The sequence below is a fragment of the Streptomyces sp. R21 genome, assembly GCF_041051975.1.
In the GTDB taxonomy this organism is placed as follows: domain Bacteria; phylum Actinomycetota; class Actinomycetes; order Streptomycetales; family Streptomycetaceae; genus Streptomyces.
Genome location: NZ_CP163435.1, coordinates 453367 through 474101, shown reverse-complemented (window position 1 = coordinate 474101; position 20735 = coordinate 453367). Strand labels below are relative to the sequence as shown.

Genomic DNA, 20735 nt, shown 5'->3' with positions numbered 1-20735 from the left:
GGCCGTACGGAAACCGCCATCATTTCCACCCGTGAACGAGCCGCGGGCCTTGCGCCCACGGCTTGCTCCGCGCGTCACGGAACGTCGGACAGCCGGTGCAAGGGAATGCCGTGGGCCCAGCGCCTGAGGCGCTGACCGTCGATGAGCTGGATACCGCCCTGCCGGCGCGCCCATCGCACGTCACGTCGGCTGAAGTTCCCCCGATGCACGACGAGACGAAGATGCGGCCCCGAGCTGACCGTGCGTACGGCTCGGCTCGGCGCTTCCTCGTCGGGCAGCGGCTCGGCCACCGGCCGGAAGGCCACCTCCAGACGCTGACCGAGACGGTTGCGTGCGCGGACTCGTGGATGGCCCTGCGCATCAGCCTGGGTGAGTGCTCGCCAGCCGTCCCGGCGCAGTATCCGGGACACGGCCAGGGCGAGACCCTGCACATCCAGTTCGGCGATCTCCTCGGGTGTGTAGAAGCCAAGGCGTCGACGAGCCAGCGGACGGTGATGCCGGACTGCGGCCGCAGTGACTACGGCGAGCAGTGCCAGCCCGCCGACGAGTGCACCGGTACCGAGAGCGCGGTACGCGACGGCCAGGCCGGCCACGACCCCGCACACGACGAGGACGACCGCGATGAGGGCGGGCAGCACCTCGCGAAGTCCAGGTCCGTAGCGTCCCTGTGCACGCAGCGCACCGATTGCCTCCCGCCTCCGTGAACGGTGCGAAACGCGTTTCTCGTACCTCCGTCGTCTCTGCGTCACCAGGGCCAACTCCCCCCACCCTCAAGTGCCTTGGCGCCTGAGGTAGGGATACCCCCAGAAGGTGGCTCGCGTGCGCGCGGGGAGGGTTCCGGCCACTACCGGTAGTTCGTTATATCCGGCGGTGGTGCGGGTCGACGGCAGGTCGGTTTGGTCGTAGGCCGGTGGTAGAAGTCGACTGTCTTGGTGGTGGGGGGCTGGAGATGACTGCTCGCCGTCCGTGTCCGCCCGCGCCGGGGCCGTTGGAGGAGTACGCGGGCCGGTTCGACGACCTCTTCGGCATGCTCGCGCAACCGTTTCGGGCCTCCCGTCGTCAGGTGGACGGAGCGGCGCATTCACTCCGAAGAGGGCACGTCGTCGGATCCCGAGGGCCAGCTACGACCGCTCAAGCCGGAACGAGTCACAGCCGTTCGGGCAGTGCCCGTCTCAGCCCTGCCGTCTCTCATTTGAGAGCGTGTGCTGCGTCCTGAATGGCTTGGGGCTGGTTGATCAGATCCGTGCTGTCTGCCCACTGGTCCACGCTTCCCACGAGCGCCAACGTCCGAAGACTCGGGTCCGTGACCGTCTCCGCAAGCCCCTGCGCGAAACGCTCGGCGCCCAGAACCTGGAATGGGCGCGAGTGGTAGGGCCGCCGCTTCGGGTCCACTGGCGCGTTGAGTCCCGATGCGTTCTGAAGGGCAGCGACATTCTCATAGGCATCGCACAGATGCGCCTCCCGGGTCCGGTGGTCCGTCGCGGCCAGCGCGCCCTGAAGAGCCGGCTTGAGCGCCTTCGCCGCAGGGAGCTGGCCGAAAGCACTGCCAAGCCACTTGCTGTAGGGGGCGTAGCGGCGCTCCAGCAACAGGCAAAGGCGCATCAGATCACGAACCAGACGAGCGGCCACGACGGCCGAACCGATGTCATCACCGACTTCCGCGCAGCGACCCACGAACGCTTCTTCCTGCGAGATGCGCTGCCACTGGCAAGCCAGCAGATACCGCCATACCTGGTACGGGTACCACGCCAGCCGCCGCCGGACATCGGTGAGAGTGCCGAGCCCGTCATGGAACACCGCTCCACCAGTGGTCTCAGCAAGCCGTTGTTGAGGCACCGCCAGCCATTCACGAGTGGTCAGCTTTGCACCGGCCGAACGCACTCCGAGCTGTTCGGCCAGCCATCCGTCCACGTCGTACATGTCTACGCGATGGTTCACCGGGCCGTCGGTCAACTGCATCCGGCCGACCGGATCCAGCGGATCGTCGCTCTCCTGGAAGTGGGTGGGCCAGCCCCGAATTTCCTTCGGCAGCCTTTCAGCCAGGGTGCGGCGGATTGCAGCACCGTGCTGAGCGTTGTCCTCGGCTGTCAGGAAGATCTCCAGCCGCGGGCCCCACTCGTGGTCTGCAGACCGCGACGTGTCGAAGCCCAGCACCTCAGAGCCGCTACCGATCCGAGCAGCCGCGTAGCGCAGCCCGGGAAATGCATCCCGAAGGATCGGTCTCACCGCCTCCTCATACAAGACCTCAGACAACTCGATGCCAGGCATGAACGGGGCCCCGGAGATCGTCATAGCCCAACAGTCCTGGACCTACTCACCCCAACGCCACCGGATATCCGCCGTGACAGCCCCCGCCCGCTCACCCGTGGGGCCACATCAACCTCCTACAGGGTGGAGCCACCTCCCATCCGTGCAGTGCAGCCCAAACAAGTGGTTACAGACATCGTTACGAACCGCGGGATGAGAAACACGCACTGATCACCTGGGCCGCTATCACCCTCATGAGCAGGCGCCTGGCCCCAGTTGGCCGAGGAAGCGGGCGCCAGCCGACGGCCGAAAGAACATCACCCTCACTGCCGCAGACACCGGCGGAGGAGAGGACCGTGTCCCGGCTGGAGGTCCCCGACCAGCGCGCCGTCGGGCTGTTGACCGCGCGGACCGTGTGCGTCGTCGTCCCGCTCATCGCTCGTCCTCCCAGTCGTACTCGGGGAACGGCAACGGATCCGTGACCCAGCCCGCCGTCAGCACGAGCCGCGTGTGGCGATGCAGGGCGAGGAAGCCGAAGGGGCGGTCGAAGGCGGCGCTGATCCTGGTGGTCACGTAACGGAGGTCGGGTATGCCTGCGCCGACTGCGCCGAACGCCGTCACCGCGGCGGCCTCGAAGCCCAACGCGCCGAACTTCGCCAGAGTGTTCTGCTCGGCCGACCCGATGGCGAGCGGGAAGTCGCTGATGCCGGGGAAGTGCCCGCGAGAGGTGTCCCGTGCCGTCGTGAGCCCGAACAGCCGGTGCAGCTTCAGCAGATCGTGGCTCGCGTTCATGTTGTACGCCGCGGTCGTCACCTCCAGCGACGGCGGCTCGGGCCGAGTGCAGCGCACCTTCTCCACCCGCAGGCCGGGGCCCACGTTCCCGTAGGGCAGCCACGGTCCCGGCACGACCGCGCATCGGCCGGCGAGGATGTCGACCCCGGCTCCCAGCACTTGCCCCGGCCTCATGTCCTCCTCGCCGAGCAGCAGGTGCACGTCCAGGGCATTGTTCCCCAGGACCTTCAGCTCGGTGACGTGTCCGCCGGATGTGTCCGCCACCCCCACCCGGTCCAGCACGGTACTGGAGCGCCACAGGCCCAGCCGCGGCTTGGTAGCCCAGGGCTCGTACGCAGTCTCCAATTCCACCTCGTGGAAGGGGCTCAGCCACTGCGTGCGCATGGTCAGCGCGCTCGCCAGCACCATCTGCGTGTCCTCGGTCAGCGTGATGGGCATACGGTCGATCAGCCCGCCGGTCCGCTTCAACGTCCAGGCATCCAGCGCCCGGTGGTCGGCCACCGGGTCCCCGGTGAGCACCCCGTGGGCGTCGGCCGGCAAGCCCGCCTCCCACTCCTCCCTCAGCTCCAGCGTGCGCTTCGTCCACAGCCCCAGAGCCGTGTCCAGTCCCCGCATGGCGCCCATCGCGACGAGCAACTCGCGTGCGGCGTCCGCCGCTTGCCCGGCGGGGAGCCCGAGAGTCTCCGCCAGCTCGGCCCGCGCCGCGCCCTCGGCCCCGTCGGCCAGGTGCGCCAGCAGCGGCCACACCCCCGCCGCCGAGAACGCCGTGCCGCCCTCCGAGGCACCCGCCCACCGCGCGGTCAACCCGTTCACCGCGTGGACCGTCGTCGTCGCGACTCCCATTCCACCCCCATCGTCAAGCGCGCTTCTGATGCGCCCAGTCGTACGTCAGTTCAATGTCGCCGCCACCCGACCCAGAAGCACGGTACCCGTGCCCCTACCTCGGCCTCCCTGCCCAGGGCACGCATCCGACCAACTCGTCTGGGCCGCCTCTGCAGCAGGTCACAAGGCGAGGGCTTCGAAACAGGCACTCACTGAGCGTTTGGTTCTGTCTCGGTCGAGTTGGTGTCGTTTCCAGAGTCCTGCAACGCCGAGGCCGCTGTGCTTGATGGGACAGTCGACGCGTCCGCGACGCCCGGGGTCGTTTCGTTCCAGCTGCTCATGTCTGCTCCCAACACGCCCCCGAGCGCCGCCTTTTGACCGCAGACGGGGCCGACCGTGGTCGGCTACTTCGCCAACATGACTCCGCACGGCCCCTGTCCCAGCGACCTGTCGGACGCGCGCTGAGCGCTGACCGAGCCCGTTCTGACGTCCTGGCGGGACCAGCGCCGCGCCCGGGCGCTGGACATCGGCCGACCGCCCGAACACGACCTGCGCCAGATCATGAATGCCATCCTGTACGTGGACTGCACCGGCATCTCCTGGCGCTACCTGCCGCACGACTTCGCGCCCTGGGTCACGGTGTACGGGTACTTCGCCAAGTGGCAGCAGGACGGTGTGTCGAGCAGCTCACCGGCCTGCTGAGGCGCCTGGTCCGCGAGGCCGAGGGCCGAGGCGCGGAGCCGTCGGCCTGCGTGCTGGACTCCCAGACCATCAAGACCTCCGCCAACGTGCCCCTCGCGGATCAGGGCACCGACGCCGGGAAACGAATCATCGGGCGCAAACGCCACCTCGGCTGCGACACCCTCGGCCTGCTGCTGACCGTGCTGGTCACCGCCGCCAGCGTGTCCGACACCGCAGCCGGCGTGACCCTGCTGTCCCGCATCGCCGCCGCCCACCCGCAGATCACGAAGGCCTGGGCGGACAGCGGGCTACCGCACCACCGCCATCGACCACGGGGCCCGCTTCGACATCGACGTCCACCCCCGTCCAACGCCCGCCCGGCGCCCGCGGGTTCACGATCATCCCGAGACGGTGGACCATCGAGCGCAGCATCGGCTGGCTCATGCACCACCGATGCCTCGCCCGCGACTACGAGACACACCCGCACCGCTCCGAAGCCATGATCCACCTCGCGATGATCGACCTCATGGCCCGCAGGCTCACCGGCGAAACCACCCCGAACTGCCGCGGAACCTGACCCGGGACCAGACACGAATCACCGGACCAAACGCTCAGTAGACGTCATCTCAATTGGTGATTGACAGGGTGGACGGTCGCTGGCAGACGGTGTGCGGTGACGGTTGAATATCTTGGTGATCGGCTACTGGACCCCTGCCCATGATGCGGTCGAGCACGAGAATGCGGAGACCCTGGCCTGGTTGCTGGCCGACGGTGCTGATCCCAGCGCTGACCCGGAGCCCGCGGATCCAGACGGTTGCACACCGCTGGACATGGCCGCCCAGTACGGACACGACCTGGCGGCGAATCTGCTGCGGGCCCGCAGCAACTGGCGAGCCGGTGGTAACAGATGAGGGTGCGGGCGATGCTCGTGGAGGCGAGGAAGTGCTCGGCTTTGCGCTCGTAGCGGCAGTGGAGACGACGACAGTCAGCAAGCCGGGACACGGTCCGTTCGATGATCCAACGGTGACGACCCAACCGCTGCGAGGTCTCAACTCCTTTGCAGGCTATGCGGTGCCGGATTCCCCGATCATGGGTGTGTAGCGTCCCTGTCATGAGTGGTGACTGGCGGATGGACCGGATCGGAAGTGCACTGCGAGGGGAGAATCCCGCCGTGCTCAGGCGTCTCGAAGCGGGATTCGCGGTGATCGGGGACGTCCAGTTTCTGCCGGGCTATTCAGTGCTTCTGGCGGATGACGCGACTGTGCAGCGTCTGTCGGACCTGTCGAGGGCGAGGAGATTGGCCTTCTTGTCCGACATGGATCAGCTGGGAGAAGCAGTCGAACGTGCGTGCAGGCGGTTGGATTCGGCTTTCCGTCGGGTGAACCTGGAGATTCTCGGCAATACCGATGGATTTCTGCATGCGCATGTGTGGCCCCGGTTCGAGTGGGAGCCGGCGGAACTCGTGGGTAGGCCGGTGTGGCTGTATCCGCGCGAGAGGTGGAGCGACAAGCAGTTCGCGCTCAGCCCGCAGCACGATGCGCTGCGGGAGGCGATCGGCGAGGAACTGGACCAGTTGCGGTCCGCGCGCTAACGGTCCAGGACCGCCGACCGAAGGTCGCATCCGGGTCTTCCCGCGTTCGAGGCAGCCCGGGCCCGCTGGTTCTTCGGCCGTGAACGGCTCACCGTCGAGCTCGTGGGACCGGCCTAATGAGCGGCTACCCGGGGGGGGAATGCTTGCGGTCGTCGGGCCCTCCGGAGGGGGCAAGTCGTCGCTGGTACAGGCCCTGTTCACCCCGCGATGACCGCGACTCTATCGGCCGGAGCCCTGGGGAAGATCCCGGGGCTCCGTGGTGTCAGGTCTCGGGCTCGACTGGGCGGTAGCCCGGCGGCCCGGCGTCCCGGGTAGTGGGTCCTCCGTTCGGGTCCCGATCACGGCGATCGCCTGCGACCATGTGCCGGTGCCAACTCAGGGAAGCCAGGCGACGATTGAGGGGAATCGATCATGTCCGCTTTCGGAAGAAGAATCAGGCGCGCCATGTCGGTCAGTGGGGCGGCAGTGGTGCTCGCCACCCCGCTGAACCTGGCCATGCCGGGGACGGCCACCGCCGCTGAGACCGCAGCGACCAGCCTCGACCGATTCGCGAACTACGAGTACAAGGAGTGCATCGAGGAGAACTCCTACTACAACTTGTGGTCCCAGAAATGCATCACCAGCTATGCGGGGCAGTACTGGCGGTGGACCGGCACCACCAACACGTCCTCGACACTCCAGAACTACGCATACGAGCACTGCCTCGACAGCAACTCGGCCGGGGACGTCTACACCAACGGCTGCAACGGTGGGAACAACCAGCTGTGGCAGGTCATCCAGCCCGCGCCGACCAGTGCAGTCATGCTCCGGAACACAGCGACCCGCCTCTGCCTCTACCAGAGTGGCAGCCTCTACCGGACGACAGTGTGCGACCGCAATGCCCGCGATCAGCGATGGACCATCGGCTGAGCTGGGCGCTGGCCTGACGGCGCAGGTAAGGTCCGGGCGGGTCCGTGCCGAACGCAGTCGGTGCGGACCCGCTGCGCGCTCTGGCTCCACTCGCCGACAGCCTCGTCCACCCGAGGCCACGCGCGGCTGCGCCGTCGCGCGCGAGAGGCAGAGTGACGCCCCGATCTCCTCGCCCACTTCCCACGCTCCCGCCCGACCTCCCCGTTCCTCTCCGCCCGCGCCCCGGTCAGTCTGGTAAGGCGCCAGGTCGGCCTACGAGGGGTTGTCGTTCTCAGGTCAGCGTTCGATGAGAATGTTCGTGGCCACCGCGTCGTGCGTGACCCCCGACGGCTGATCCGGGTCGGAGGGCCACCAAGGGGCCGTGACCGCCGCCCACAGTACGGCGCCGACGTCGTCGGACCTGCTTGGCTTGGCGTCGGCCGGCAGAGCGAGGCGGATCCGCACGGTCCGCGATTCCCCGGGCTGGAGCTCGAACTCGTCCGTCTCCACGTGTGTTTGGCCTGTCAGGTCGGCCCAGCGGCCGTCGCGGTTGATCGACCAGTGCACTTGTCGCATGGATCGGCCGATCTCTCCGGGGGTGAGGGAGATCGCGATGCGGAGGTGGGAGCGAGTGAGCTTGCCCGCGGCGTTGCGCACCCGCACGTACCACTCCACCGGCGTCCCGCCCTCGGTCGCCCGGAGTATCTGCGGGATCTTGACGGTGAGATGCGTGGGATCGACGGAAAAACGCAGGCGCGTCGCGGATGCTGACGGGTGGATTTCCGCATAACGGGAATCCTTGGACATCTCCGCGGCCACTGTGGCGGTCACGGCAGGAACCTTGCCGTCCACGTCGTCCATGCGCTGGTCAGCGGTGAACAGCCGGAAGTCGAGCTCCGTACGTGCCTTGCCGCGATACGACAGCGGCACGATGGCGGCGAACTCTCCGTTGTCGTCCTGCTCGTTGGTCCACTGGAACGGCACATCGTGCCAGGAACCGTTCTCGCGGATCTGGAGTTCGTCGGGGACGGTCCCGATGTAGAGCGCCACATAGCGTCGTTCGGCCTGCCCGGTGGTGAGGCCCGTGACGGAGAGGTGGAGGGGGAGGGGCCGGCCGCCGGGGACCAGGGTGTTGCCGTCCGCACTGAGATGAATGACCGGGTGAGGTGCGGGTGTGGGCTCGCTCGCCGACGGGCTCTTTACCGCCGGCACGGACTTCTGCTCCCCGCACCCGGCGAGCGCCGTCACCGCGACAACCGAGGCAGCCAACATGAGCGCTACAGCCGGTCTGGGTATTCGCGTCACGGTCAGTCCTCCGTGGCGGACTCTATCGGCGGCAGCGACCGGGAGGTAGGCCATCAGCGAATACGGGCAGATGCGGGGACCGTGGCACCGCGGACCAGGTGCCGCGGGCGGATCTGATCCAGTCCGGCAGGTTGGCACCGGTGCGCCGGGCGAGCATCTGAGCGAAGTCCCCGTACGTGTTGGTGGGTTTGATCCAGTTCGGGGCAGGCGTCGAGGACAACTGTGAGCTGGGTCGGTACCGCGGACCTGGCTGACCAGGCCACTGGCGAACAGGTCGGCACGGTACGGCGGGTGCGGGCAGCCCGCACCCGCAGTCTGAGGCCCTCCGGCGGCTCGGCGCGCTGACCACCGCACAGGCCGAGGCCGAACTCGAACGGGCCGGGGGATAACCCCAGGCTGCCTTCGGGGGCCGGCTTGAGTGACGGGCACCTGGCCCGGTGGGACAGTTCGAGCATGAACCTGACGAACCCGACGGTCCCGGCCCGCACCCGTATCCGCGGCAGGCACGACACGTCCGCCACTTACCTGGCGCACGGTGCCGACACCCCCGCGCCCGGCGGCCTGAGCGACCGTGTGCTGTTCGCGGCGGCGCCCGCGCTCTTCCTCGGCGGCTGGCTGCTGATGCGGCCGATCGACGGACAGTCCGAGCCCGGCGCCTGGTGGACGGCCGCACACGTTGTGTGGCTCGCCGGATTCGTCCTGTTCACCGTCCTGAGCCTGCGCTTCCGCCGTATCGCCGGGGCGCGGACCACGGGGCAGCGGATCGCGGTGACCGCGAGCGTCTCGATCGTCCTGCTCAGCTCGCTGGCGAACGTCGTGCAGCTCTCCATCGACCTCGTCGGCGGCTTCACCTCGGCCGACAGCGCCGAACTCAAGGACGTCTTCGCCCACGTGAAGGAGATCCCCGGTGCCGAGGCGATCATCTACGGCATCGGGGCGCAGGTGGTCTTCATCGGGCTGATCGCCTTCGCGGTCCTGGCCGCCGTCATCCGGAGCGGCACGCGAGGACCGGCCGCTCTGGTGACCGCCGGCACCGTGGCGATGGCGGTCGGCATGGGCTTCGGCCGCGACCACTGGACCGTGCCGCTGGGCATGGTCTGCCTGCTGGCGGGCCTGACACTGCTCGGCCGTGAACTCGACGGCGGCGCGGGAGCCCTCACATCCCGGACGGACCCGAGGACGCCCGGGGCCTGATGAACGCACGCATCATCGACGAGTTCCGGTTTGGCTGCATCGCCTGCGCAGCTGCGGGTTCACGCCTCTACCGTGGTCAGGCACCCCGCGCGGCGGGGGCCCGCCCCGGGGCAAGCCGGGGCGGGCCTTGGGCGGAGTGCCGGACGTGGTGCTCAGTCGACCTGGGCGGACCTTGAGGGTGTCACCTCCGGCGGCCGCGTCTGCCGGGGGCAGGGCGGTCGGGTAGATGCGGATGCTGCTGATCCCCGCCGCCACCGACCTCGACCTGCTCGGCGCCCGCAACCACGACCCGGCCAGGCCGCTTCCTCGCCCCCCGACCCCCTCTTCGAGGCGGCGGATCCGAACCAGATGGGCGGGTAACACCTACGCGGTGACAACCTGGCGAGCGGCAGCGACCCGACCGGAACGGCTCCCGTGATTGCTGACAGATCCCGATTGACGACGCGCCACATTGTGGCTTCCAGGACAGGCCAACAGGTTCTCTCTGCGCTTGGTCAGCCCGCCTGTTCGATACGCCACCGAGTTGCGGCCTCACCCGCGGTCGCGCACAACACCACGGACGATGACGATGCGATGTGCCGACCAGGCGCTGTGGCAGGTGTCGCATACGGCTTTGCGCCATCCTCCCGACTGGTCATCGCGGGTGCGGATGCGGCCGAAGGTGCCGCAGAACTCACAGGTGTGCTCGGCCTGCGCCTCGGCGGTGGCGATCAAGCTCCTCAGCGTGTGGCCGCTGCCCGATGGCCCCTCCACGTAGACACGCAGGCCGCCGAGTTTCTCTTTGAGATCGAGGAGACGGTAGTCGGGAAAGGCCGCCTGGATCTCTTCATGCAGACGCTCCAGCAGCTGCCGCCAGCCCGGGCCCACTGTATGGATCCGCGCGGGGATCTGTACCGGGCGCGTATCAGGGGCAGCGGGGCCGTCAGCCACTACCCCATCCTCGCGCACGGCGCGTCGCTGAGTCTCCGCCCACGAGGGGTGCCGGTACACGACACGCCTGAGCACGTGTCGGGCGGCTGAACGCGGGTTCAGGATGCCGTGGCTGAGCCGACGCAAGGGGTGAGAGAGGGGACTTGAGTGAGTGTCAGGTCCATCATGCCTGTTCGGAGGCGGATTCGGTAGGACGCACGGCACGTCCGTTCGACCTTGTGGCCGCTGGTACCGCGCGCCAGACTCGTCGTCATCCACTCCCTGGCCAACCTGTCGGCAACCTTTCTCGGTTGTCGGCGCGTTCGCTGTGCTGTCTCGCCGTGTGACGTGCACCGGTCGGGGATGGGGGGACGAAGGGGATCGATGGATCAGGACATGGTTGTGCTGGCGAGGGTCAGGCTGCTCAGTGCCCACCGGCGGGTGGTGCGCGGTGCCGAGGGGCTGTGGATCTACCGCCTTCTGACACAGGTCGAGCCGGAGGCATACGGGTCGAAGCTGGCGTACGTCCTGGTGGAGGCGAGCGCGTCGCCTCTGGTTCGGGAGTTGCCTGAGCGACGGTTGGCCCTGTTGGACGAGGCGGTGGAGGTGGCGAAGGCCCTCAGTACGTCGAACCCTTACCGGGCGAAGATGCTGGCGAGGGCCCTGGCCGCCAGGCAGCGGGAATTGGAGGGCCGCCCGGCGGAGCCGCTCGTGTCCGATGGGCAGGAGCATCGGGCGGCCTTTCAGGAAGAGCCGCAAGAACGCGCATGACCCGGAGGGCGTCGGGCGTTGACTCCCTGGACGGTGAAGAAGGGGAGGGCCCAGCCCCGCTGTCTCGATGGAGCGGCGCCTGATTCCTCGGATGTACAGCTCGGAGCGTGGGGCCCCGACCGTGATCGGGGCCCCACGCTCCCGATGCCTGGCACTGGGGTAGGGGCCGTACTGGGCCTTGGGGCAAGGCCCTTCAGCGAGCGGTCTGCCTGCGGGACGTTCAGCCGGTCGCTTCTGCTGTCTCCTGCTGAGGCCCGGCCGCAGCGGGCTTCGGGGCGGGGGCGGCGGCGGTGTAGAAGACGGATGAGCCCTGCTTGGCGCGGTGCACACGGCTTTTGGCGACCAGGTTTTCGAGGGTGGTGCGCACGACGGTTGTCTTGATGGTGCGGTCGGGGTGGGCCTGCGCGAGCGCTGTGGTGACTTCGGCGGCGGAACGCGGCTCGTTCTGCTGCTCGAGGTGGCCGTGGATCAGGTCGACGAGGCTCGGCTTGGCGGCCGTGGTGGCGGCCTTCGCGGGCGCGGCTTTGGCGGCGGTCTTCTTGGGCGCCGTCTTCTTCGTGTTCGTGCTGGTGGCGGCCGTCTTCTTCGGCTTGCTCTGGCGGGAGGTGGGGGAGGCCTGGTGCGGCACGGGCTGGGTGGCTGCGGCGTCGGCTCCGGTGGCGGGGAGCCCGCCGAGGGCCTGGTGCATGGTCACCAGCACGGTGTGGTCGTTCTGCAGGGCACGCATGTGGTCCTGCAGTGCCTCGATGTCCGCAGCGATGCGCTCCTGCTCCTTGGCGTTGCGCTCAAGGTCGCCGGTCACCTGCGCGGTGTACTGCGACATCAGTTCTGTGGAGGGGGCTTGAACGTCAGACATGGCAGGGGCCTTTCTTCGGTTCGCCGGCCACGGCGCGAGGAGACGATGAGGCGTGGCCGCGAATGGATGGGGGAGCGGGTCCCGTCCGTGATCACTGGGCGCCCGCGGGAGGTAGCTGCGCGGCCCGCAGCCGCCCAGTGATAGTACGCACGAACGGAACCCAACGTTCCTGCCGGGTAATGCCGCACTTGCCTGTTCAAGAGCGGCGGCCGGCGGTTGCGGGGTGAGCAGATGCCGGCCGGGTGCGGTCATCTGGCAGCAGCCGGTCGGGCCGCAGTCGGCGAAGGGCGGTCAGGTGATCAGCCGTCGATCTTGTGGATCGAAGCACATCAGGCCTAACGTCCGCGCCAGGGCGGCGGCAACGGAGACGGCCTCCTGGTACTTGCTGAAGACCATGCCGAAAGAGAACAGCGGACCGCTCGCGTTATCGATCAGGGGTCCGTCCGACCACGGACTCACGTCCTCATCGTCGGCGCTCAGGTCAGGCCATCGGGCCACCAGTCCTTCGACGTACTGCCTGTTCCGCGAGGTCGGCGGCTCGGCAGCGCCTCTCATGAACGTGTCGTACAGGCCTTCGAAGACCTCGAGAGCTGCTGCATCGTCAGCCGGGCTCGGACCGTCCCAAACAGCCAAGTCGTAGCTCATGAGGGCATTGTGCTTGCCTGTGCTGACAGTCCGGTCGCCGGGCGCCAGCACTGCAGTCGTTCCGCAGGAACTCTGCGGCCAGAGCCGTCTTCAATGAGCGTCAGCAAGCTGAGCCCATTCGGCATGACAAAGATCGGCCCGCCCGCACAAGGCACATCGATAGGCCCACATGTGAGTTGCCCGGCCCATCGGACAGGACGGGAGCGCAGTCACCGCGGGCCGGTTTCTGTTCGAACCGGTAGTGTCGCCGCCGCGCAGAGCGAGCTGACGCACACGGGGAGAGTGGGGCACGGATGCACGTCCTGGAGCCGGGGGATCCGCGGCGGATGGGGGACTTCACGCTGATCGGCAGGCTGGGCGCCGGCGGTATGGGCCAGGTCTTCCTGGGACGTTCCGCGGGCGGGCGGGCCGCGGCGGTGAAGGTGGTCAAGGCGGCGCTGGCCGAAGTCCCTGAGTTCCGGGCGAGGTTTCGCCTGGAGGTCGCCGCGCTGCACCGGGTGGGTGGTGAGTGGACGGCGCCGGTGCTGGGCGCCGACACCGAGGCCGCAGTGCCTTGGGTGGCCACCGAGTACGTGCCGGGACCGTCACTGCACCAGGTCGTCGAGTCGGGCTTTGGGCCGCTGCCCGAGACCACATTGCATGCCTTGGCCGGGCGGCTCGCCCGTGCGCTGCGCGCCATCCACGGCGCGGGCCTGGTGCACCGCGACCTCAAGCCGTCGAACATCCTGCTGACCGTCGACGGCCCGCGCATTATCGACTTCGGCATCGCCCGGGCAGTCGACACCGTGGCGGGCAGTCTGCGTACCTCCACCGGGGTCGTGCTCGGCTCGCCCGGTTTTATGTCGCCGGAGCAGGTGCGCGGACAGCGGGTGACGCCTGCCGCGGACATGTTCAGCCTCGGCTCCGTGCTGATGTATGCGGCGACGGGGCGGCTGCCGTTCGGTTCCCCCGAGTTGGGGCTGCACGCGCTGATGTTCCGGATCGCCGAGGAGGAGCCGGACCTGACCGGGGTGCCGCAGACGCTGACCGGTCTGGTGACCGCCTGCCTCGCCAAGGACCCGCAGTTGCGGCCCACGGCCGAGCAGCTCGCCGTGCACACCTCCACCGACGCGGACGGCCCTTGGCTGCCCGCGGAGCTGCTGGCCGAACTCGGTCGGCTCGCCGCCCGGATGCTGACCGTGGAGACCCCGCCGCAGGGCTCGCCGGCGCCGACACGGTCCAAGTGGCGTTGGCGGCCGGTCCTCGCGGTAGTGGGGGTGCTGGCCGCCGTGGCCACGGGCACGGCGCTGGCGCTGTATGACGACGGTGCGGAGGACCGCGCGGCGGGCGGCGCACCCTCGACGACCGCGTCGGCCTCTCCATCGGCGCCGCCGAGTGCCGAGCGGGGTATCCCCGGCGAGTTCGTCGGCGCGTGGGAAGGTGTCCTCGAGGGCGATTCGGACCTGCCGAAACGGGTACTACGGCTGGAAATCGCACCGGGCAGGCCGGGCGACAAGGTCGCCGCATACATCGACACCGACGGCGCTGCGCAGTGCACCGGGCGCAGCAAGCTGGTCTCCGCCGATGCCGACACCCTGGTCGTCGGCAGGGGTCAGGTGACCGCGGGGGTGCCGCAGGGACACTGCACGCCGCTCTCCCCGCAGACCCTCGCGGTGCGGTCGCGGGACGTACTGGTGTGGAAGTCCGGTGGCCTGACGGCCGATTTCTACCGGTCGGCCGGCGGACGGGAGGCGGTGCCGGACCAGTACGTCGGCACCTGGGTGCCGGCCAACGAGACCTACCGGGAGAAGGAGTTGATCCGGATCGCCCAGGGCCCGGTCGGCGGCCGCCTGGTACGGATGTCGGTCACGGCGGGCATGGACGACGGCACGGAACAGTACTGCGACAGCACCTTCGTCATCGGCGCTGTGTCCCCGGTGCTGGCCCTCAGCCCGGCGACCTACACCGCCGAGTCGGGCAAGGGCTGCCGCCAGGCCGACGCGGTCTTCTTCACGCTCGCCCGCAACGGTCATCTGCTGCTGTACAGCATGGCCGCGGACGCAGAACCGGCAGAGTACGTAAGGAAGTCCTGATTGCCACCCCACAGAGCAGGGGCACCGTTGCAGGGTCGCCGAGAACGCTCGCTGTCCAGGACGACGTCATGGAAAGCGCTCGGGCGAGACGTACAACCAATGTGCAGAACGGAACTCGCGCACCGGGTCACTCCGTTGAGTGGCAAGGTGTCCTGCGTGACGACGCGCGACGAGCTGATGAGAGCCCTGGCCGGGCTGCGCCAGTATCGATGTGCGGCTCCGCCGCGTGGGCCCGCCGCAGGCGCCCACCTCTGTCTCCACTCGCGTCCGGGAACGCCACGGCCCCACCCCGCGTTGCCACGAGCATGATGACGAATACGCCGAGGCCCGAGGTGCTGCGATACACCGCCTTCTCCAGCGCCCCCGGCGGCGGAAACCCCGCCGGTGTCGTTCTGGACGCCTCCGCACTGGACGACAGCGACATGCTGGCCATCGCCGCCGACCTCGGATACTCGGAGTCCGCGTTCCTGACCGCGCCCCCGGAGGGCCTCGGCAGTCAGGAGGGGCGGGCGTACAGCATCCGTTACTTCAGCCCCAGGGCCGAGGTGCCTTTCTGCGGGCACGCCACCGTCGCGACCGCCGTCGCGCTCGCCGAGCGGATAGGCCCCGGGGAGCTGGTGTTCGCGACGCGCGTCGGCACCGTGCCGGTGGAAGTGGTCGAGGAGGGCGGGACGCTCCGGGCCACGCTCACCAGTGTCGAGCCGCACATCGAGGAGATCGCCGACGCCGACCTCGCGGAGGCACTCGCCGCACTCGACTGGCCAGCCGCCGATCTCGACCCGGCCTTCCCGCCCCATATCGCCTTCGCCGGCGCCCGCCATCTCGTTCTCGCGGCTGCGACGCGGGCCCGCCTCGCAGATCTCGCCTACGACTTCGCGCGCCTCGAAGCCCTGATGCACCGCCTGGACCTGACCACAGTCCAGCTGGTGTGGCGGGAGGCGGCAGCCGTCTTCCATGTCCGTGACCCGTTCCCCGTCGGCGGCGTCGTCGAGGACCCCGCGACCGGCGCTGCAGCCGCCGCGTTCGGTGCTTATGCCCGTGATCTCGGCCTGGTCCCCGAGGACGCCGTCCTCACCCTGCACCAGGGCGCGGACCTGGGCCGCCCTGGCGAGCTCACGGTGACGCTGCGCGCGGGTGACCCGCGCGTCCGTGTCAGCGGCGCAGGAGCTCGCATCAGCTGAAGCGCGGCCATGATGGGAGTGCAGGCACAGGTCCGGTGATCACAGAACGTCGCAATTCCATGATCGCTAGGCCCGTGCCTCTTCTGCTACCGGGGTGCTCCATCGCGCCTATCCGCGCGAGCTCTTTCGTGCCGCCGGCTTCAGCTGTCTCCGTCTCAGGCTGATGACCTCTACGAACTCGTCTCCGGGCGGCAAGGCCGGTCCTCGGTCATCACCAGCAACCGGGCACCCAGCGACTGGTATCCGCTCTTCCCCAACTCCGTTGTCGCCGAGTCGCTCCTGGACCAATTCCGCGACTGTCCACCCCCGCCGGGCGCGGGGGCGGCTCCACGTCCGTATCGTCGAAGGCGAAGCCGTCAGCTGTCGTCTCCGCTGGGCCACGGCCGCAAGCACCGGCGCCTCATCGACCAGCAGACCCCCAGGGGGAACTCGCCCGATGCGCTCTTGCGGGTCGAGCGGCCGAGTTCCTCTCGGGCGAAGGCGTCGCAGCGGACAGCGCAGGCCGGCGCGATGGCCAGGGGTTGATCGAGTCGTGGCCAAGGGCGAAGCCGGGGCGTGCGGAGCAGTGGTCGGCGGGTGGCCTCTGACGGGATCGTGCTCGCGCCAGGGGACTCACTGGTGCGGGCGCCGACGCCGGTAGCGGCCGAGGACGAAGTGGGCGGGGATGAGCGTGAGCCAGAACCACATGGCTGCTTCCGTGCTGACGAAGGCCAAGGGAACGGAGAGGCTGAAGATCAGCACGCTGGAGCCGAGTTGGGCGGTGAAGCGGCGGCGGGCCACGGCGGCGGATGACGCGGGCGAGGGGTGCACTTGGTGTTGCGTGAGCAGCAGCAGGGCTGCGTGCACCGCGTGGATCGAGGCCATGGCACCCGCGTAGAGGGCTACGGCTTCGGGCTGAGAGGCGTACGCGGCCAGGAGTCCAGTGGGGAAGGGCAGCAGCGCGACCAGGCCGAGACCGAGAAGGATCAGGCGGGTGATCACGGCCGTCTCGATGGGTAGTGCGGTGAGGATGCGGCGGTGGTCACGCCAGAATCCGGCGATGAGGGTGAAACTGAGTGCGAAGGCGCCGAGGCTGGGCAGCGCATCGCTCAGGGCCCTGTGGAATGCGGCGTTGTCCAGACGTATGGGGACCGCCACGTTGATGACGAGCAGTGTCATCGCGATGGCGTATATGCCGTCGGACAGAGTGATCAGGCGTGCCGCGCCCGGGGCGTTCTCGTGTGCGTGCGTCTGTGGCACCGGCTCCGTCATGCCGACGACAGTAAGGCGTTGTGTCCAGGCTGTGACGCATCGGCCAAGGCTTGGGCGGCTTCGGCTGTGGATGGCCGAATATCGCTGAATGTCGCACGTGGTGGCCGAGCTGGAACAAGCCGATTCCGCACTCGCTGCCCGCCCTCGAAGCATGGCCGCAGAGCTCCTGGCCGAGGTGAGTGAGTGACCGGTCCCTCGAAACCGGACCACCGGCAACCTCCGGCGTCCGTCATCGCGACCACGTGTCACATGCCTGGCAGAGACGCAATCCGCCAACTGCCATGCTGGAGGCGATGGTCCCGCGTTCGTCGGCATGCTGGGGATGTGGCCGCAGGCCAACGAGGCGAAGGCGTCGTGGAGTTCGGTTCGGCGTGCCCCGTGGACAGCCGGGCGCTTGAGCTGGGGGAGCAGGGCGAAGGCCTGCTCGACGACGCAGCAGGGTTTGCCCAGGTTGTGACCGCGCCCTCCTCGGGGGTGGGCGACTTCTGCTGCCGCCATGCGGCTCAGCAGGCGCCGGTGAGTGTCTGCGGCGACGTGTTGGACCGGCCGCTGCCGGCCTCGGGGCCGGGGTGGCGGAAGGGGTGACCCGCTGGGGGACATGCGGCGGTACGACGGCATTGGCGCGCGGTGCGCGCGTGCAGACCGATCTCCTCGCAGTACTGCGCAAAGAGGCCAGCGCTTTGGAGGCACTGGAGAGCTCGGCAGAGGTCGTGACGTGCGCCGGAGGTGCTTCTGGCCGGTGTCACCGCTGGGTGAGCCAAGGGGTGCGCCCTTCGACGGGCTGGCGCTTAAGCGCCATGTATTGACTCCCGCTCACTCCGTCACCATGGGGGAGCACCGTCCCCTCCTGCACGTGGAGGCAGCCCGTGTCTCACTACCTCTTCGACAGTGCCGCCGCTCAGAGCGCCGGCCGATTCTCCGTCCTGGAGTCGTGCTACGACCCCGTTTCCCGGCGCCAGTTGGAACTGACCGGGCTCGCCACAGGGTGGCGATGCCTGGAAGTCGGCGGTGGCAGTGCTTCGTTGGGCGACTGGCTCGGGGAGCGGGTCGGGCCTCAGGGTGAGGTGATGGTCACCGAGCTCGAACCGCGCTGGGCTGCCTCACGGCACCGCCCGGATCACGTGCGTCTGCTGCGCCACGACATCGTGCACGATCCGCTGCCGGGCAAGGACTACGACCTCGTCCACGCCCGGCTGGTGCTGCTGCATCTGCCGGAGCGGTTGGCGGTGCTTGACAAGCTCGTGGCAGCCCTGCGACCGGGCGGGTGGCTGGTGCTGGAGGAGTTCGACTGCGGCTGGACGCCGGTACTGGCCGCGCCCGACGCCTCGTCGATGGACCTGTTCGACCGGGTCCATGCGGCGCTGATGAGCCTCCTGGAGACGGCTGGGGCCGATCCGTTGTGGGGACGCCGTGTGCTGGGGGCCATGGCGCTCGCCGGGCTGGGTGAGCTCACTGCGAGCACATATGCCGAGGCATGGCCGGGTGGAAGTACGGGCATCGCCCTGCATCGGCACAACACCGACCAGGTCGTCGACCGACTGACCTCGGCTGGAGTGTCAGCCACTGAACTGGAGCAGTTCCAATCGTTGTTGCAGCACCCGGAATTCGTCGTCAACTCCTACCCACTGATCAGCGCACGGGGCTGCCGCCCCCAGGAGAGCAACAAGCAAGGACCGCGATGACCCGCAACACTTACCTGGAAATGCGCCTGCCGCTGCGGGAAGAGCCGCTGGTGCTGATGACCCGGCTGGTCCGCAGCGGCCTGTTCGACCCGTATGTGGTGTATGAGGGCAGCGCCGGCTGGTCCCTGGCCGGTGGCGTCCTGACCTCGGTCCGACTATCCGGAGAAGCAGCCAAGGACCTGAGGCACGTGGGCGCACGCCTCGCCGAGGCCCCGGTGTCGGGTTGGCGGGCGTACGGCTGGGCCGCGTTCGAACTGGGGGCCGCACTGGCCGGCGGAAACCCGGAGGCCACGCAGACCCTGCTCCACCTGATCGTGCCCAGCGACGAGGTGCGTACCGAGGGAACAGAGGTCCTCGTCCGGTCCGTCACCCCCGAACGGCTGGAACTGATCGTCGACCGCGTCCGATCGGTCAACACCGATACGCCGGCGGAACCGACCGGACGAATCGCCCTCTCTCTGGAGGACACCGGCAACTACCGGGCGGCGGTCGCGGCGGCCCTGGTGGAACTGCGCGGGCAGGGCCCGCTGGAAAAGGTCATCCTCTCCCGGCGGGTCCCCGTACCGGCCGCGGTGGACCTGGTCGCCAGCTATGTCGCGGGGCGGCGGGCCAACACCCCGGCACGCTCGTTCCTGCTCGACCTCGGCGGCATCCAGGCGGCCGGGTTCAGTCCGGAGACGGTGGCCGAGGTCACCGCCGACGGCCGCGTCACCACACGCCCCCTGGCCGGCACCCGGGCCCGGACCGGAACGGCCGCCGACGACGCCCGGCTGCGCGCCGACCTCCTCGGCGACCCCAAGGAGATCCACGAGCACGCCATCTCCGTCAGGCTCGCGTTGGAGGATCTCAACGCGGTGTGTGACGGCATTGGTGTCAGCGAGTACATGACCGTCCTCGACCGCGGCACCGTCCAGCACCTGGCCTCCACAGTCACCGGCCGTCTCCGCCCCGGCTTTGGCCCCTGGGACGCGTTCGCGGCCCTCTTCCCCGCGGTCACCGCCACCGGCATCCCCAAGGCTCCGGCGTATCCCCTCATCCGAACCCTCGAAGGAGAACCCCGCGGTCTGTACGCGGGCGCCGTCCTGACCTGCGACGGCGACGGGACCCTCGACGCCGCCCTCGTACTGCGCAGCATCTTCCGGCAGGACGACCAGTGCTGGCTCCAGGCCGGAGCCGGCGTCGTACGCCACTCCCTCCCCGAACGCGAACACGAGGAAACCTGCGAGAAACTGCGCAGCGTCGCCCACCACCTCGTCCCCGCCCCCCGCCCCGCCACCAGTGAGCAGGACGCCGTCGCCACAAACGGGCTCACCTCTGATCCTGCCGTTTGACCCCAATACCGTTGGCCTGGGGCCTAGGTGTGCTGTTCGTTCGGGCACGTTGGTGACGGCGCAAGGGCCTTGCACGGGGAGGGCCTTCTGAGTTCGGTGGTGATTGCGACATCGTCCGCCGAGTGCAGGAGGCTCTCATGTGCCACCGTAGTGCCCCGCTGACGCCGACCGGCAGACTGCGTCTGGCCTGGTGCGTGGTCGAGGACGGCTGGCCGTTGTGACGGGCTAGGGGAACGTCTCCAGTCAGCGGCGTCCACCAAGCGTCGGCAGCCCCCGCGGGCGGACCCAGGGGCGGTCTTGCTGTGGGCTTGGGGCGACGCGGCCGTCGCCCGCGCCGAACGCCGCCTGGCCGGCCTGCCGGAGGAGCCGGTCGCGACCTCGCCGCTGGCGACCGATGTCGAGCTGCCGGCGGTCCACCGGGCGTGGCGGGCCGCGCTCAGCTGCGCCAAGCAGCGGGGGCGGCCCGCGCCCGGGCGGTGCAGGCCGCGGCGGAGATTCGGGAGACGCTCCGGCTCTT

The 20735-nt window shown here is 69.0% G+C and carries 17 protein-coding genes and 2 pseudogenes; 10 read left to right on the top strand and 9 right to left on the bottom strand.

The genetic code is table 11. The features are described 5' to 3' along the window. Nucleotides 1-74 precede the first annotated feature (74 nt). From AB5J56_RS02320 to AB5J56_RS02310, 3 genes are all read right to left on the bottom strand, one after another. A complete protein-coding gene (locus tag AB5J56_RS02320) occupies nt 75-638 on the bottom strand; it encodes a hypothetical protein (protein WP_369229484.1) in 564 nt (187 codons plus the stop codon). Between the two features lie 550 nt (nt 639-1188). Next, nucleotides 1189-2292, bottom strand: a complete 1104-nt coding sequence (locus AB5J56_RS02315) for a DUF4037 domain-containing protein (protein WP_369229482.1) — start codon at nt 2290-2292, stop codon at nt 1189-1191. 387 nt (nt 2293-2679) lie between these two features. After that, nucleotides 2680-3882: a serpin family protein gene (locus AB5J56_RS02310; protein ID WP_369229480.1), complete on the bottom strand. Its 1203-nt coding sequence runs from the start codon at nt 3880-3882 to the stop codon at nt 2680-2682. Between the two features lie 447 nt (nt 3883-4329). Here AB5J56_RS02310 and AB5J56_RS02305 point away from each other — a divergent pair. After that, a pseudogene (locus tag AB5J56_RS02305) lies at nt 4330-5119 on the top strand (IS5 family transposase). 115 nt (nt 5120-5234) lie between these two features. Next, nucleotides 5235-5453, top strand: coding sequence for an ankyrin repeat domain-containing protein (locus tag AB5J56_RS02300; RefSeq protein ID WP_369229478.1), 219 nt, complete (start codon nt 5235-5237; stop codon nt 5451-5453). On the opposite strand, the pseudogene AB5J56_RS02295 reads toward AB5J56_RS02300, so the two are convergent. Beyond that, nucleotides 5428-5628: pseudogene (locus AB5J56_RS02295) on the bottom strand (transposase); the annotation flags it as partial. The gene AB5J56_RS02300 and the pseudogene AB5J56_RS02295 overlap by 26 nt on opposite strands. 25 nt (nt 5629-5653) lie before the next feature. Between AB5J56_RS02295 and AB5J56_RS02290 the strand changes: the two are divergent. Together AB5J56_RS02290 and AB5J56_RS02285 are read left to right on the top strand one after the other, a co-directional pair. Next, nucleotides 5654-6133, top strand: a complete 480-nt coding sequence (locus AB5J56_RS02290) for an HIT family protein (RefSeq protein WP_369229476.1) — start codon at nt 5654-5656, stop codon at nt 6131-6133. Between the two features lie 444 nt (nt 6134-6577). Next, nucleotides 6578-7042 carry an RICIN domain-containing protein gene (locus tag AB5J56_RS02285; RefSeq protein WP_369229474.1) on the top strand — a complete coding sequence of 155 codons (465 nt, stop codon included), beginning with the start codon at nt 6578-6580 and terminating at the stop codon, nt 7040-7042. Nucleotides 7043-7318: 276 nt separating this feature from the next. Here AB5J56_RS02285 and AB5J56_RS02280 read toward each other — a convergent pair whose 3' ends face one another. Next, nucleotides 7319-8293 (bottom strand): hypothetical protein, encoded by a 975-nt coding sequence (locus AB5J56_RS02280; RefSeq protein ID WP_369229472.1) that lies wholly within the window; start codon nt 8291-8293, stop codon nt 7319-7321. Nucleotides 8294-8779: 486 nt separating this feature from the next. Here AB5J56_RS02280 and AB5J56_RS02275 point away from each other — a divergent pair, with 486 nt between their 5' ends. Beyond that, the gene (locus AB5J56_RS02275) at nt 8780-9520 is read left to right on the top strand and encodes a hypothetical protein (protein WP_369229471.1); all 741 of its coding nucleotides are present in this window, start codon (nt 8780-8782) and stop codon (nt 9518-9520) included. Between the two features lie 531 nt (nt 9521-10051). On the opposite strand, the gene AB5J56_RS02270 is transcribed toward AB5J56_RS02275, so the two are convergent. Continuing rightward, nucleotides 10052-10450, bottom strand: coding sequence for a hypothetical protein (locus tag AB5J56_RS02270; protein WP_369229469.1), 399 nt, complete (start codon nt 10448-10450; stop codon nt 10052-10054). Nucleotides 10451-10813: 363 nt separating this feature from the next. Here AB5J56_RS02270 and AB5J56_RS02265 point away from each other — a divergent pair, with 363 nt between their 5' ends. Then, on the top strand, nt 10814-11200 hold the full coding sequence (locus AB5J56_RS02265; protein ID WP_369229467.1) for a hypothetical protein: 387 nt from the start codon (nt 10814-10816) through the stop codon (nt 11198-11200). Nucleotides 11201-11420: 220 nt separating this feature from the next. Here the strand turns inward: AB5J56_RS02265 and AB5J56_RS02260 are convergent, their stop codons facing one another. Together AB5J56_RS02260 and AB5J56_RS02255 are read right to left on the bottom strand one after the other, a co-directional pair. Then, a complete protein-coding gene (locus AB5J56_RS02260) occupies nt 11421-12056 on the bottom strand; it encodes a hypothetical protein (protein WP_369229466.1) in 636 nt (211 codons plus the stop codon). Between the two features lie 291 nt (nt 12057-12347). Then, a complete protein-coding gene (locus AB5J56_RS02255; protein ID WP_369229464.1) occupies nt 12348-12701 on the bottom strand; it encodes a hypothetical protein in 354 nt (117 codons plus the stop codon). Nucleotides 12702-12994: 293 nt separating this feature from the next. On the opposite strand from AB5J56_RS02255, the gene AB5J56_RS02250 reads away from it, so the two are divergent. Both AB5J56_RS02250 and AB5J56_RS02245 read left to right on the top strand, forming a co-directional pair. Next, entirely contained in the window at nt 12995-14773 is a 1779-nt protein-coding gene (locus AB5J56_RS02250; RefSeq protein ID WP_369229462.1) for a serine/threonine-protein kinase, read from the top strand. 305 nt (nt 14774-15078) lie between these two features. Beyond that, nucleotides 15079-15954, top strand: a complete 876-nt coding sequence (locus AB5J56_RS02245; protein ID WP_369229459.1) for a PhzF family phenazine biosynthesis isomerase — start codon at nt 15079-15081, stop codon at nt 15952-15954. A gap of 612 nt (nt 15955-16566) precedes the next feature. Here AB5J56_RS02245 and AB5J56_RS02240 read toward each other — a convergent pair. Then, complete coding sequence (locus tag AB5J56_RS02240) at nt 16567-17205, bottom strand: TMEM175 family protein (RefSeq protein ID WP_369229457.1); 639 nt, start codon at nt 17203-17205, stop codon at nt 16567-16569. Between the two features lie 866 nt (nt 17206-18071). On the opposite strand from AB5J56_RS02240, the gene AB5J56_RS02235 reads away from it, so the two are divergent. Both AB5J56_RS02235 and AB5J56_RS02230 read left to right on the top strand, forming a co-directional pair. Continuing rightward, a complete protein-coding gene (locus AB5J56_RS02235; protein ID WP_369229455.1) occupies nt 18072-18887 on the top strand; it encodes a trans-aconitate 2-methyltransferase in 816 nt (271 codons plus the stop codon). Continuing rightward, complete coding sequence (locus tag AB5J56_RS02230) at nt 18884-20218, top strand: salicylate synthase (RefSeq protein ID WP_369229453.1); 1335 nt, start codon at nt 18884-18886, stop codon at nt 20216-20218. Before AB5J56_RS02235 ends, AB5J56_RS02230 begins: the two co-directional genes overlap by 4 nt. Nucleotides 20219-20735 lie beyond the last annotated feature (517 nt).